The following is a 12,309-nucleotide window of genomic DNA, read 5'->3' on the forward strand; positions in this document are numbered from 1 at the left end:
CCAGGGTTTATCGCGGCGTTCCGGGCCAAGGTTCTCCGGGCCAAGGTTCAGGCAGGCCAGGTCTGCTGCCGCTTCAGGTTCTCCGTGAACTCGGGCCCCGGCACGGGACGGCCAAAATAGTAGCCTTGGCCGCTGGTGCATCCGATGCTCCGCAGGGCCTCGGCCTGCTCTGCCGTCTCGATCCCTTCCCAGATCCCGTCCAGCCCGCAGGACCGGATCACCTGCTGGATGGCGGCGAGGAACGTCAACTGGGTGTCGTCCTTCCCCAGGTCCCGGACGAACTCCCGGTCCACCTTCACGTGGTCCACAGGCAGTTTCCGGAGGTACCCCATGGAGGAATACCCCGTGCCGAAATCGTCGATCTCCAGGCCCACGCCCAGGCGGTGCAGGCTCATGAGCGTGTACCGGTCGAGTTCGTTGTTCTGGATGATGGCGCTCTCCGTGAGTTCCAGGACAAGCGACTCCGGGGGAAGCCCGGCCCCGGACAAGGCTTCGCGCACGTCGTCCACGAATTCCAGGCTTTGCAGGTCCGGTGCGGAAACGTTGATGCGCATGGTGAAATCGTGCTGAGCGGTCTCCGGATCCTGCCTCCACACGGCCAACTGGGCAACGGAGGTCCGCAGTACCCAGCGGCCCAGCTTCGCGATCAGGCCGGAGGACTCGGCGATGGGAATGAAGCGGTCCGGCATGATGAGCCCGTGCTCGGGGTGGTTCCAGCGGACAAGGGCTTCGCTGCCTTGGAGGCGTCCGGTAGCCAGTTCAACTATCGGCTGGTAGTACAACACCAACTGGTCGGAGTCGATGGCGTGGGCCAAGTCCCCCACGATTTGCCGCTGGAGTTGGCGGGCCAGAAGTGTGGCGGGATCGAAGTTCTTGACCTTGTTCCGGCCCTCGGCTTTGGATTCCTCCATGGCCATGTCCGCTTCAAGGAGCACTTCGCTGGGTGAGTGGTGCGGTTCAACCATCCGCAGCCCCACGCTGGCCCTGCACTGGACGCTTTCGGTCCCGAGGTCGATCTCGGGTTCCAGCGCTGCCAGGATGCGGTTCCCAGCGGCGGTAGCCCTGGCAAGAGGGGTGGCGCGCAACAGCACGGCGAATTCGTCGCCACCCAGGCGAGTGACGACGTCGTTCTCCCCCGCCGTTTCGCGGAGGCGCATGGCGACGGTCATCAGGACCTGGTCCGCGGCCGCATGGCCCACCGATTTCTTCAGGGCTTTGAAGCCATCAAGGTCCAGCAACAGCAAGGCTGCGGGCAAGCCGCCCTCGGCCTTTTGTACCTCCACCAGGGCGCTCTCCAAGGCAAACCGGTCGCCGAGCCCGGTCAACGGGTCCGTACGCGGCTCGCGTCCCTCGGACTGGCGGGCCGGGTGAAGCTCGCCCTTGGCGTTCAAGACAATTCCAAGCGGCGCAAGCTGTCGTCTACCACGGACTTCGGTTTGGCAACGGGGTTGCTGCGCTCGTCCAGGAAGAGCCGGTAGGACGCAACATCCAGTTTCCCACCCGGTTCCGGACTCGCTCCCGAGCGGTACACGTGGGTGATCCAGGGGCCGCCGAGGATGGCCTCGATCCAGGCGTCGCATTCGGCCAGCGGCAAGGAAAGACGCGTGCCGGTGGCGCGGCGGTGTCCCGCGATGGAAAGGGTGATGCAGCTCCCCTGCAGGCCCTTGTCCGCCGTGAACCACGCGAGGCCTTGGACGTCGGCCACGATGGTCAGGCTCGCATTACCGTCCTCCACCGACTGGACCGGATTCATCCGGACCGACCGGCGGGCAGTGTTCAGCGCCGTGGCGGTGCCGGCCTGGTAGGGCGGGCTGGTGATGTCCTGCCGGAACGCGTTCAGCTCCTGGGTGTGCTGGATCTGGATCCTGGTGGTCAGTCCATTGATGGTCATGATCGTGCCTCATCAGCGATAGTGGCCGCCCCGAGGCGGTCTGCTCCGACAATCCTGTTTCGTCCTTGCGCCTTGGCGCTGTAGAGTGCCGCATCCGCAACTTCGATCATGAAGGTGAGGTCCGCGGTGGCCGGAGTGCTGGATGTGACCCCGTAGCTGACTGTTGGGAAGGTGCCGCCTCCGGGCACTTCCATGGTGGACATGCGGCGGCTGATCTCCACCGCCACGTTTTCCGCACGCTCCTGCGTGGCACCGGGCAGGAAGAGGACGAACTCTTCCCCGCCGTAGCGGCCCACAAGATCCGTGGAACGAACACTGGCGCGGCAGGCCTCGGCGAACGCCTTGAGGGCGGCATCGCCGGCGCGGTGGCCGTGTTCATCGTTGACCGCCTTGAAGTGGTCAAGATCGGCCAGCACGACGGCGGCACTCGAGTCGGTGCCCCGCAGGCGGTTTAGTTCGGTGCCGGCCAGGTCCAGGAACGTGCCGCGGTTGAGGAGCCCCGTCAGGTGGTCCCTGCTGGCGCGTTCACGGAGTCCCTTGATCAGTTGGTCGCTGCTGAGTGCCGTCATGCTGAAGGACACGGTGACCAGCAGCACCAGCGATACCAGGCCCGACAGTGCCGGACCGAAGTAGGTTTGGAACATTGGGCTGGCGGGCCCCTCCACCGCATACACGGCCCACCGGCCCAGATAGTAGACGGCCAGCAAGCCTGCCGCGATGGACAAACCCTTGTGCACTTGCGAGAGCGAGGCCTTGATGAACCAGAGATCCTTGGCGGCCAACGCAATGCCAATAGTCATCATGCCCAGGTACACAAAGCCTCCGGACCACACGTTGGTGGCGGGATTCTCCAGGGCGGAGGCCACGGCCGTAATCAAAGGTGCGATGGCAAGCTGCCAGGGAGCTGCTTTCTTGTCCCGCAACGTGCGGGCTCCCGCCCAAACGCTGTAGGAACCGGCCACCACCAGGACGTTACCCAAGGGGTTCGCCCAGGTTTGGTGGAGAGTGCCGTTGAGCAGGAAGGCCGCGTTGCCGAGCATGTATTCCAGCAAGGCAATGCCCCACCAGCCCGCATATGGCGATTTGGTGCGTCGGTACGAGGTGAAGAACAGCACAAAGAGGGTCAGGGTGACCACACCGAGGGCTACCCTCACCGAGAAAGCGTCGAGCACCATGGTTAGCTCCTGCCAGTTGGTCCCACGCCAATTTCTACCATGACGGGGTTCCTGTCAAAGCAGCACCTGCCCACGTGTTGCACCGGCCAGCAATATTGCCCATGTCCACTCATCTCCCCCCTGGGTGATCCGTGGTTTCAGTGTGATCCCGTTGGCTCAACCTCCCTGCGGCATTTCCTCAAGATTGGATCAAGATAGCCGGTGCCGGCCACGGGATACTTGAACCATGTGGATCGGTTGGATCGAATTCGATGTGCTCCTGGGCGACGTGCACAGCCTGAAGGAAAAGCGCTCCCTGATCAGGCCCTTGGTCGCCGAGCTGAAGCGGCGCTTCGACGTCTCGGCTTCGGAAACGGGCCTGCAGGACCAACACCGCCGCGCCATGGTGGGTGCAGCGATGGTCGCCTCGGATCACGCGCACCTGAGGGAAGTGCTCGACGCCGTTGAACGGTTCGTGGCGTCCCGGCCTGAGCTTGAGCTGCTCAGCGCGCGGCAGAGGGAACTCCACAGCGAGGACTAGCTGCCACCTGGTGGCGGTACGCCTATGCCTCGATGGTCAGCTCGCCCATCCGGTCCCAGCCACTGCCTTCGAGCTGGCGGCTGATGATGTGCGGCGTCTCGGCGAGGGCCTGGGGCATGTCAGCCATGGCCTTCTTGAAGTGATCGCTCGTGACGTGGGCCTCTGCGGCGTCATCCTGGAACGCTTCGACCAGGACGAACTCGTTGGGATTGTCCACGCTGCGGGACCAGTCGAACCACAGGTTGCCGGGCTCGGCGCGGGTGGCCTCGGTGAAGTCGGCCACCAGGTCCAGCCAACGTTCCGACCAGTCGGGCTTGACGTTGAATTTAACGACGATGAAGATCACGGGCTTCGGCCTTTCGGTGGACGGTAGGTTTCCTTCCATCCTGTCAGAAGTAACGCCCGACGGCGGTCCGCACCCAAGGTGCGAACCGCCGTCGGGCGTTTTTAGCTGGCTTGCGCTACTTCATGGTTCCCCGTCTTACTTCATGGTTCCCTGTGAAACAGAGCCCTGCAGCTGGCGCTGGAAGATGATGTAGACAATCAGCACCGGCACCACGGTGACTGTCACGGCCGCGAACAAGGCTCCGAAGTCCACGGCGTAGCCCATCTGGCCGGCGAAGGCGGCGAGGCCTTGAGACAGCACCCGTGGACCGGCTGCATTGATGGACACCGGGATGAGGAACTGGTTCCAGAGGCCCAGGAAGTTGAAGATGGCAACCGAGGCGAGGCCCGGCTTGGCCATCGGCAGCATGACCTGGAAGAACGTCCGCCACTCCCCTGCTCCGTCCAACGCCGCGGCCTCCGTGATTTCGTGGGGAAGCGACTTGAAGAAGGAGAACAGGAAGAACACCGTGAACGGCAGCGCGAAGCCGACGTACACCAGGATCAGGCCGGGCAGGGTGTTGAGCAGCCCGATGTTCCGCATCACAAAGAACAACGGAACCATGGCCAGGAAGATCGGGAACGTCAGGCCGGCGAGCATCAGGTAGTAGATAGCCTTGCTGCCCGGGAAGGTGTAGCGGGCCAGGACGTAGGCACACATGGCGCCAAGCACCATGACGATCACCAGCGCACAACCCACCACGATCACGGAATTGAGGAAGTAGCTGCCAATTCCGGCCTCGCTCCACGCCTTGACGTAGTTGTCGAAACGCCACTGGGACGGCAAGGCGAACGGGGAGGCGAAGATCTCGCTGGACGTCTTGAACGAGGACATGAACGTCCACAAGAGCGGCAGGATCACGATGAGCGACCAGATGGTCAGCGCCGTGTGCGAGATGGCGCCAACTACTTTGTCGCCGGGCGTGGTGGCGGGGGTGCGCGGTTGGAAGTGCAAGGACTTCATTTCCGGAGGTGCGACCTTGGTAGTCATCAGTTGCTCACATCCTTATCGCCGCCGGTGAGCCTATTAACAACGAACACCAGGCCGGAGAAGATCAGCGTGGTCACTGCCAGGACGACGCCCATGGCACTGGCCAAGCCGAATTGGCCCTTGCTGAAGGCCGTGAAGAACAGTTGCTGGGACATGACCAGCGTGGAGTTGTCCGGGCCGCCGCCCGAGTTGAGCGCGGCCATGTAGACGAATGCGTCCAAGGCCAGGATGCCCATGTAGATGTAGGCGGTCTGGATGTTGTCCCGGATCAGCGGGATGGTGATGGAGACTGCGGTGCGGAACCGGCCGGCCCCATCGATCCTGGCAGCCTCGAAGAGTTCGGCCGGAATGCCCTTGATGCCGGCTACGAACAGCACCATGTAGAAGCCAACGAAGCCCCAGACAATCACGAACATCGTGGCGATCATCGCCGTGTCCTTATTGCCCAGCCAAGCGAAGTCCTTGAACTGCTCCAGGCCGATACCCCTGAGGATGCCGTTGAGCAGTCCGCCGGAGGGATCGTAGATCTGCCCCCACATGATGCCGATGGCGATCGCCGGGATGGTGTACGGGAAGAAGGAAACCACCCGGTAGAAGCTGGAGTTCCGCAGGCCCTTGATCTGACCTTTGCTGCTCCCGCCCACAGTCACCAGCGTGGCCAGGACCAGGCTCAGGATGATCGTGATGATCGGCAGGAAGATGACCAGGAGGATGTTGTTGCCCATGGCCTTCATGAAGATGTCGTCGGTAAAGATCTTGGCGTAGTTATCCAGGCCGATGAAGTTCTGGTTGGGCGAGAAGCCGGACCAGTCGGTCAATGAGTAGCCGAAGGCCTGGATAAAGGGCCAAATCACGAACACGAGATAAATGACCAGCGGCAGTCCGAGGAACACCAGGAAGAAGCTGGCTTTGTCCCACGTCAGCGGCTTGCGGCGCCGCTTGACCATTAGTGGTGGAGCCGTGGCCGGAACGACGGCGGCCGTGCCGTCATCGTTCCGGCTCGCTTGCGTTTTCACTGCTGTCACTTCACTTCAATCTTCTTGACCGAGCTGTCGTTGCGGACCTTGTCCGTGATGTTCTGCAGCGCCGAGGTCAGCGTCGCCACGTCCGACTTGCCGTCAAGGAACGTGTTCCACACAACCAGCTGGTCCTTGTTGGTGCCGTAGAGGTCAATGAAGTTCCAGGTGTAGATGTTGTCCCCGGCGTCCTTGAGCAGCTTGGTCTGCGAAACGAGTGCCGTGGAGCCGAAGCCGTCTTCGGGAACGGTGTCCTTGACGATGGTGGGGGCCAGCTTGGTCTTGGCGAAGTTGGTTGCGGCGTCCTTGGACAGCATGACGCGCAGCAATTCCTTGCCACCGGCCACGTTCTTGCCTTGGGACGGAACAACAAACGGCTCGCCGGCTGCGCTGTGGAGGGAGGCGTACGGCATCTTCGGGCTGGCGCTGACCGACGGCACGGGCGCACCCGTCATGTTGAAGCCTGCCTTGGTCTGGTCCTTCATTTCGTTCTCGATCCAGGAACCGGACGGGTAGAACACGGCTTCCTGGGCGTTGCTCCACTGCGCCTGGGCTGCCGTGAACTGTGTTCCGGAACCGCCCGGCTTGAAGAAGCCGGCCTTGACGATCTTGTCCAGTGCGGTGAACACGGACTGGATGGCGGGGTGCGACCAGCAGTCTGCCTTCAGGTTCTCCAGTGACAGGCGGACCTCGTCGCCGCCTTCCTTGATGGCCGACGCGATGGCCATTTCCTGGTAGTACGTGGCGGCTTCCTTGCCCCAGACGAACAAGTACTTGCCCTTGGCCTTGGCCTGCTCGCCGAGGGTGTACATCTCATCCCAGGTCTTCGGAACGGTCCAGCCGTTGTCCTTGAGGAGGGCGTCCGAGTACCACACGGCGAAAACGGTAAGGACGTAGTTCAGGGCAGCAAGCTTGCCATCGAAGGTCCCTGGTGCCAGGACACCGGTGTAAAGGGTGTCCTTGATGACCTTGCCCTCCAGGTTCTTGGCCTCCACCACGCTGTTGAGGTCCTCAAGCTGGGCCAGGATGGTGCTGAAGCCGATGGCCTTGGCACCGGAGTTGTCGATCAGGTCCGGCGGGTTGCCACCGACGAAGCGCGGCTGGAGTTCCTGGGCGATATCCGTGGACGGGGCAATCTTGGCGGTTGAGCCGTCATGCGCCTTTTCGAAGGCCTTGCCGGCGAACTCGACATAGTCGATCCCGTAGCCGCCCTTGAAGATCACGGCGTCAACGGTGGCTTTGTCCGCCATGCCAAACGGGTTGGTGTCCGAGACGGTACCCGTGGGTCCGGTGGAGGTTCCGCCACCGCCGGCTGCACACGACGCGATGGTCCCGCCCATGGGGACGAGCACAGCTGCAGCAAGTGCTCCGCGCAGGAATCCGCGGCGGCCAAGGGACTGGTGCTGAATGGTCATTTCAATACCCCTTTAGTGACTCGTTATGTCCACCTGATCCAGCTGGGGCCGGAGGGTGGGACAGTCTGGGGCTGGCGCTCTGGGACGCCAACCTTCGTGTGACATACTTCACCACGAATGATCGAAAATCAATATTTCTTGGCAGTTTCAATCAAGATTTGTCAAAGCGTGATCAAATGTAAGAACCAGGTTTTGCCGGTGTGCACTCTCAATCTAGACCCAACATGGCGGCGTGGGGAGTGCTTGAACAGGGCGTTTTACCCGGCGCTGGAGTCCCTTCGAGGGCTGGCCAGCCGTGCCCAACCAAGCTGTTCCTGCTGCTTGCGGCTGAGCATCGCAACCACCAGGTCATAGGAATCCTCAACCATGTCCCGGATCATGTCATCCGGCAGGCCACCATCCAGGCGGACGCCGTTCCAGTGCGTCTTGTTCATGTGCCACGCACCCGTGATCTCAGGGTGGGCTGCCCGCAGCTGCTCCGCCAGCGCTGGTTCGCACTTCAGGCTCACGGACCAGTCGTCCGGATTCATGGCCGAAAGCGCAAACATCTTGGCCTCGTGCCGGGCACCGCCCGCAACGGCCGACCGTACCTTGAATACCGACGTTTCGGGCCCGAACGGGAAGTCCTCGAACGCACCGGGAAAGCTGAGGCAAATCTCGCGAAGGCTGGGAACGTCCATGGTTCGAGGGTACTAGTCCGCCTATGCGCACCCTTAGGCGACGCCCAGGAAGTCCTCCAGCAGCACCACTTCCAAGCCCGCGGCGAGCTGGGCTGCACGGAACGCGGCGAGGTCGGCGGCGAATTCGGCCCGGAAATGCATGAGCACAATGTCGCCTGGCCGCAGCGAGTTCCCCACCTGATAGTCCATCTTGCCGGCGTTCGCTTTGGCTTCCCAGGTGACGATCGCCTTCATGCCCGCGGCCGCGACGGCCTGGCGCATCACGCTGGAATACGCTCCACCCGGCGGACGGAACAGCGTGGGCTTGCGGCCGTACTGCTCCGCGGCGTAGTCCTGCATCCCCACCATGTCATTGAGCTGCTGCTGGTAGCCCCACTGCCGCACCATGTTGATGTTGTGGCTTACCGTGTGGTTTTCCACCAGGCTGCCCTGGGCTTGGAAGGCTTTGAAGAACGCCGGGTTGTCGGCGATCGTGTCCCTGGTGAGGAACAGCGACGCCGGGTAGTCATACTCGGCCATGAGCTTCACCGACTCCGGCGTCTTGATGTTGCCGTCGTCGATGGTCAGGAACACCACAGGATGCTGCGTGGGAATCTTGGTGATCACCGGGGCGAGACCGCCCACGATGGGCGGCAACTTGTAGTCCGGGATGAACGTGCGGCGGATCCGCTTGGTGGCAGACGGTGTCGGTGTCGCCGTCGGCGATGGAGCGGACGACGTCGGGATCTCGCCACCCGCGGCCAGGGCGCCGTTGCCGGCGGGCAGGTCGGGCGAGGCAGTTGGCGTAGCCGGCGGCAGCCCCGTCGTCGTACTTTCGCCGACGCTGCATGCCGTCAGTCCGGCGACCACCGATGCGCCAAGTACCCCCAACATGGCCCGCCTGCTGGGCGCAGAAAATTGCACCGCAGAATGCTGCTCACACACGGCTGTCCCCCATGGACTAAGGAATGATTCAGTCGCAGATTAGCAGGAGAATCGGCGCGCTCTTTACAAGCCGTAGTGCCAGCCTTCGCGCGCCGGGCAGGAGTTGACTACCACATCGAGTCCGGCATCCCGCGCGCGTTGGCAAGCGGCGTCGTCGAACACGCCCAACTGAAGCCAGACGGCCTTGGCGCCCACCGCAATCGCTTGGTCTATGACCGCGCCGACGCGCTCGGAATTGACGAAGCAATCCACGACGTCGATAGGGTGCTTTTCGGCAGGGATCTCGGCGAGGGTCTGATAGCCCTTTTCGCCGTGGACTTCCTCGCCCTTGAGATTCACGGGGATGATTTCCATGCCCATCTTGTCCCGAACGTAGAGCGCGACATCGTAGGCCGAGCGCCACTCGTTGTTGCTGAGGCCCACAATGGCCCAGGTGCCTTTTGTCCGCATCAACCGCTCGACGACGGCCGGGTCGTTGACCTGCATCATCGCTCCAGCCTACCTGTCGAGCGCGGCGCGTCCGCGGATCAGCGCGTTGACGGCGTGAACCACTCTTTCAGTTTGTCCATGAACGAGGGCAAACGGCCGGCAAGTTCGTCGCCGTCCTGACTTTGTCCGTCGGCGTTGGCTTTCGTGTGGCCGTTGCCTTGCTTTTTGTCCTGTGGGTCCTGCTCCGGCTTGGCCGGTTTGCTGGGCTTGACCGGACCGGGCTTGGCAGCCGGGTCGCTTGGCTTGGTCTCGGCGGGCTTGGCCGCCGGGCCCCGGGTCGCCTCGGTATGTGGGGCTGCCGGCTGGGCTGCAGGCGCTTGCGCCGCCGGGTCTGCTGCCGGAGTGCTTTGAGCTGAAATCACCGGGGCGGGCACCGTTGTGGGCACCGGGTCTCCCGTGATCGCCGGAGCCGGAATCGCCGCCGGGTCCACCTGACGGCCCTCCTCCGTGGCCACCTTCGGGGCATCAGGGGTGGGCAGCGCCGTCGGACCGGCCGTTGCATGCGGTGCCAGGTTCCCGAACAGTTCGTCGATGAAGGCCGGATGCCGCGTGAACCCGGAGCTCGCCGCCGCCACGCCGCTGACGCCAAGTCCCATGGCAGCCGCCACTGCAACGCTGACGACGGCGGCACGGTGCTTGCGCTTCCAGCGCCGCTTGCTCAATTCGTCGTGAGGACCGGCCAACATCGCTGCGAGTTCGGCGTTGGGGGTGGGAGCCGGAAGGCTGGCGTACGAGCCCACGGAAAGCAGTGTTGTCCGAAGATCGGAGTCGCCGTCCAGGTCGGCGTCAAGCAGGAGCTCGTCAACCACAGCCCTGCGTTCCACATCCTTATATGTCATGACGACACGTATTCCTTTACCACCGAGTGCTCACGGAGCGTGATCAATGCCCGCCGTTGCAGCTGCTTGACTGCTCCGGCCGATTTCCCCATGATGTCGGCAACCTGTTCCACCGTCAGTCCCGCGACAATTCGGAGGGCAAGGACCTCCCGATGGTCCTCTCCCAAGCCGTCCAGAAGCTTCAGGATCTCGCCGGGGCCCAGCAGTTCCATGGCCGCCGATTCGGCAGACTCCGAAGCGCGGGTGTCCCGGTCAGCCTCGAACTCGTGCTGCTCAGGAGCCCGGCTTTGCTTCCGATGCTCGTCAACCATGCGGGCGTGCGCCACCGAAAAGACGAAAGTCCGCAGCCCGCTGACGCCACCGCTGAGATCATCAAGCCTGGGCAGGACGGCCAGGAACACGTCCTGGGTGACGGCTTCGGGATCGGGTACACCCTTGGCCGTCAAGTAACCGAGGACCTGGCCCGCGTAGGCCTGGTAAACGGCGCTGAACAGTTCCGCGTTATTGCCCTTCAGCGCGTGCAGCGCTTCATCGGTCAATGCGTCGGTCACAGAAGAGACTTTCGATCGGTGGCAGGTCCGCGGCTTTCAGCCAAGCTGTCCGCCGTCGATGGGCGCACAACCTCACCTAGGTTATCTGTTCTGCCGGGCGGCCCAAAGGACACCCTGCATGTCCCCCGGAATCTCCGTTGAATCCGGAAACCGCCTCGAGACGAAAGAAGAGCCGAGCTGGAACATGATGGGGGACAAATTCCAGCTCGGCCCTTTCAAAGAGGTAATCGTTGGGGGACGCCAAAGGGTTACGCGGGGTACGAAGTTTTTTGAGAAGTTTTTTGGCGGGCGTTTTGGTGGGCTTCTTTGGATGCCTCGGCTTGGCTGTTTGCGGTCCACGGCAACGCTGTTTGCGGCCCACGACAGGGCTGTTCGCGGCCCACGACAGGGCTGTTCGCGACCCGCGGCGGAGGTGTTGGGTATGACTCAGGTGGGCCGGAAGGACCCTGTGGTTCCGATCGTCAGGTATTCCCTCTAGCGAGCCGTCGCCGATGCTGTTGCCCGCGGCCGGGCTTGCTTCCCAAACCTGGCTTCGGGTCGGCTTTCCGGGTCTCCTGTCTGCCCCTCCGGGTCTCCCGCCCCCAGGTTCCCGTCGACCAGCCGCCCGTCCGGGTCTCCCGCCCTAAGGTTCCCGTCGACCAGCAGCCCTCCCGGGTCTCCCGCCACAACGGACCCGTTAACAGGTGACCCGTCAGCGTGTTCCGTTGCTGGGTTGCCGGTTCCGGGGAGTGGTGGGGCTGCGGATTGGTAGCGGTGTCCAGTGGGGGTCCTGACCTCCAGACTTCGTGGTCCCTGATCGCTTGGGGTGGTGTTCCAGCCGGGGTTTTCTTTGGTGTGGTTGCAGGCTTCGCACAGCCCTGCGCCGTTGGCCAGGGTGGTCTTTCCACCGGAGTGCCAGGCCAGGACATGGTCGTAGTGGCGGATGGGCGCGTCGCAGTAAGGTGTGCGGCACGTGTCATCACGGGTCTGGATGAACCTGCGCATCCCCTGCGGGAACAACCTGGCCCTGGAATCAGTGGCCAGCAGCTCATTGGTTCCCGGCGCCGTGTAAAGCCGCCGGATCCAGACATAGAAATCGGACTGGAGGCCTGAAGGACCACCGACGTCCGGGCCGTCCACGGTTGTTTCCACACCAAGCCCGGCAAACCCGGGTGGCCAGTTGCCGGCCCCTTGCCCGGCACCGGCTGCTTCCCGGCAGTCGCCTACAGTCCTACCGCCGACCGCTTCCCGTCCGGCAAACCCGGCTGACCCGGATGGCCCGGGAGGCCTTTCGGGACCATTGCCGGCCTCCCGCCCGACGCGTGTGGCCGGGTCGCTGACCTCATGCCCGGCACGTGTGGCCGGGTCGCCGCCCGCCACCTGCCCGGCTCGCGTGGCCGGGTCGTTGTCGGGGCCGTGCTTGATCAACTCCCGCGCCCAGCCGGCAGGGACGAT

14 protein-coding genes are annotated in these 12,309 nt (G+C 63.4%); 1 reads left to right on the forward strand and 13 read right to left on the reverse strand.

All coding sequences use genetic code 11. The annotated features are described in order from the left end of the window. Positions 1–47: 47 nt before the first annotated feature. Genes ACIPY3_RS17750 through ACIPY3_RS17760 form a run of 3 tightly spaced genes read right to left on the reverse strand, consistent with a single transcriptional unit; the run spans position 48 to position 3,066 of the window. Complete coding sequence (locus ACIPY3_RS17750) at positions 48–1,391, reverse strand: putative bifunctional diguanylate cyclase/phosphodiesterase (protein ID WP_400336268.1); 1,344 nt, start codon at positions 1,389–1,391, stop codon at positions 48–50. After that, the gene (locus tag ACIPY3_RS17755) at positions 1,388–1,891 is read right to left on the reverse strand and encodes a hypothetical protein (RefSeq protein WP_400336270.1); all 504 of its coding nucleotides are present in this window, start codon (positions 1,889–1,891) and stop codon (positions 1,388–1,390) included. The genes ACIPY3_RS17750 and ACIPY3_RS17755 overlap by 4 nt, the downstream gene beginning before the upstream one ends. Next, positions 1,888–3,066, reverse strand: a complete 1,179-nt coding sequence (locus ACIPY3_RS17760; protein ID WP_400336271.1) for a GGDEF domain-containing protein — start codon at positions 3,064–3,066, stop codon at positions 1,888–1,890. Before ACIPY3_RS17760 ends, ACIPY3_RS17755 begins: the two co-directional genes overlap by 4 nt. A 226-nt stretch (positions 3,067–3,292) precedes the next feature. Here ACIPY3_RS17760 and ACIPY3_RS17765 point away from each other — a divergent pair, with 226 nt between their 5' ends. Further along, complete coding sequence (locus ACIPY3_RS17765) at positions 3,293–3,586, forward strand: DUF503 domain-containing protein (RefSeq protein ID WP_400336273.1); 294 nt, start codon at positions 3,293–3,295, stop codon at positions 3,584–3,586. A gap of 22 nt (positions 3,587–3,608) precedes the next feature. Here ACIPY3_RS17765 and ACIPY3_RS17770 read toward each other — a convergent pair whose 3' ends face one another. The 10 genes from ACIPY3_RS17770 to ACIPY3_RS17815 all read right to left on the reverse strand — a co-directional run. Continuing rightward, positions 3,609–3,932 (reverse strand): putative quinol monooxygenase, encoded by a 324-nt coding sequence (locus tag ACIPY3_RS17770; RefSeq protein ID WP_400336275.1) that lies wholly within the window; start codon positions 3,930–3,932, stop codon positions 3,609–3,611. A 135-nt stretch (positions 3,933–4,067) separates the two neighbouring features. After that, complete coding sequence (locus ACIPY3_RS17775) at positions 4,068–4,961, reverse strand: carbohydrate ABC transporter permease (RefSeq protein ID WP_400336277.1); 894 nt, start codon at positions 4,959–4,961, stop codon at positions 4,068–4,070. Then, complete coding sequence (locus tag ACIPY3_RS17780) at positions 4,961–5,986, reverse strand: carbohydrate ABC transporter permease (RefSeq protein WP_400336279.1); 1,026 nt, start codon at positions 5,984–5,986, stop codon at positions 4,961–4,963. Before ACIPY3_RS17780 ends, ACIPY3_RS17775 begins: the two co-directional genes overlap by 1 nt. Beyond that, entirely contained in the window at positions 5,983–7,392 is a 1,410-nt protein-coding gene (gene ngcE, locus ACIPY3_RS17785; protein ID WP_400336281.1) for an N-acetylglucosamine/diacetylchitobiose ABC transporter substrate-binding protein, read from the reverse strand. The genes ACIPY3_RS17780 and ngcE overlap by 4 nt, the downstream gene beginning before the upstream one ends. Positions 7,393–7,649: 257 nt before the next feature. Continuing rightward, a complete protein-coding gene (locus ACIPY3_RS17790) occupies positions 7,650–8,072 on the reverse strand; it encodes an MmcQ/YjbR family DNA-binding protein (RefSeq protein WP_400336283.1) in 423 nt (140 codons plus the stop codon). A 33-nt stretch (positions 8,073–8,105) separates the two neighbouring features. Continuing rightward, the gene (locus tag ACIPY3_RS17795) at positions 8,106–8,945 is read right to left on the reverse strand and encodes a polysaccharide deacetylase family protein (RefSeq protein WP_400336284.1); all 840 of its coding nucleotides are present in this window, start codon (positions 8,943–8,945) and stop codon (positions 8,106–8,108) included. A 114-nt stretch (positions 8,946–9,059) separates the two neighbouring features. After that, on the reverse strand, positions 9,060–9,485 hold the full coding sequence (locus ACIPY3_RS17800) for a CoA-binding protein (protein ID WP_400336286.1): 426 nt from the start codon (positions 9,483–9,485) through the stop codon (positions 9,060–9,062). A 38-nt stretch (positions 9,486–9,523) separates the two neighbouring features. Continuing rightward, positions 9,524–10,324: a hypothetical protein gene (locus ACIPY3_RS17805; RefSeq protein WP_400336288.1), complete on the reverse strand. Its 801-nt coding sequence runs from the start codon at positions 10,322–10,324 to the stop codon at positions 9,524–9,526. After that, positions 10,321–10,875: an RNA polymerase sigma factor gene (locus tag ACIPY3_RS17810; RefSeq protein ID WP_400336290.1), complete on the reverse strand. Its 555-nt coding sequence runs from the start codon at positions 10,873–10,875 to the stop codon at positions 10,321–10,323. Before ACIPY3_RS17810 ends, ACIPY3_RS17805 begins: the two co-directional genes overlap by 4 nt. A gap of 474 nt (positions 10,876–11,349) precedes the next feature. After that, positions 11,350–12,309, reverse strand: a 960-nt coding sequence (locus tag ACIPY3_RS17815; protein WP_400336291.1) for an HNH endonuclease, incomplete at its 5' end; no start/stop codon positions are given.

Origin of the sequence: Paenarthrobacter sp. NPDC089714, from assembly GCF_044748905.1 — a bacterium.
Classification (GTDB): Bacteria; Actinomycetota; Actinomycetes; order Actinomycetales; family Micrococcaceae; genus Arthrobacter.

Coding starts and splice junctions, on each gene's coding strand:
- ACIPY3_RS17795 (WP_400336284.1), bottom strand. CDS start 8,945: ATGTTGGGGGTACTTGGCGCATCGGTGGTCGCCGGACTGACGGCATGC.
- ACIPY3_RS17755 (WP_400336270.1), bottom strand. CDS start 1,891: ATGACCATCAATGGACTGACCACCAGGATCCAGATCCAGCACACCCAG.
- ACIPY3_RS17790 (WP_400336283.1), bottom strand. CDS start 8,072: ATGGACGTTCCCAGCCTTCGCGAGATTTGCCTCAGCTTTCCCGGTGCG.
- ACIPY3_RS17760 (WP_400336271.1), bottom strand. CDS start 3,066: ATGGTGCTCGACGCTTTCTCGGTGAGGGTAGCCCTCGGTGTGGTCACC.
- ACIPY3_RS17800 (WP_400336286.1), bottom strand. CDS start 9,485: ATGATGCAGGTCAACGACCCGGCCGTCGTCGAGCGGTTGATGCGGACA.
- ACIPY3_RS17775 (WP_400336277.1), bottom strand. CDS start 4,961: ATGACTACCAAGGTCGCACCTCCGGAAATGAAGTCCTTGCACTTCCAA.
- ACIPY3_RS17805 (WP_400336288.1), bottom strand. CDS start 10,324: ATGACATATAAGGATGTGGAACGCAGGGCTGTGGTTGACGAGCTCCTG.
- ngcE (WP_400336281.1), bottom strand. CDS start 7,392: ATGACCATTCAGCACCAGTCCCTTGGCCGCCGCGGATTCCTGCGCGGA.
- ACIPY3_RS17765 (WP_400336273.1), top strand. CDS start 3,293: ATGTGGATCGGTTGGATCGAATTCGATGTGCTCCTGGGCGACGTGCAC.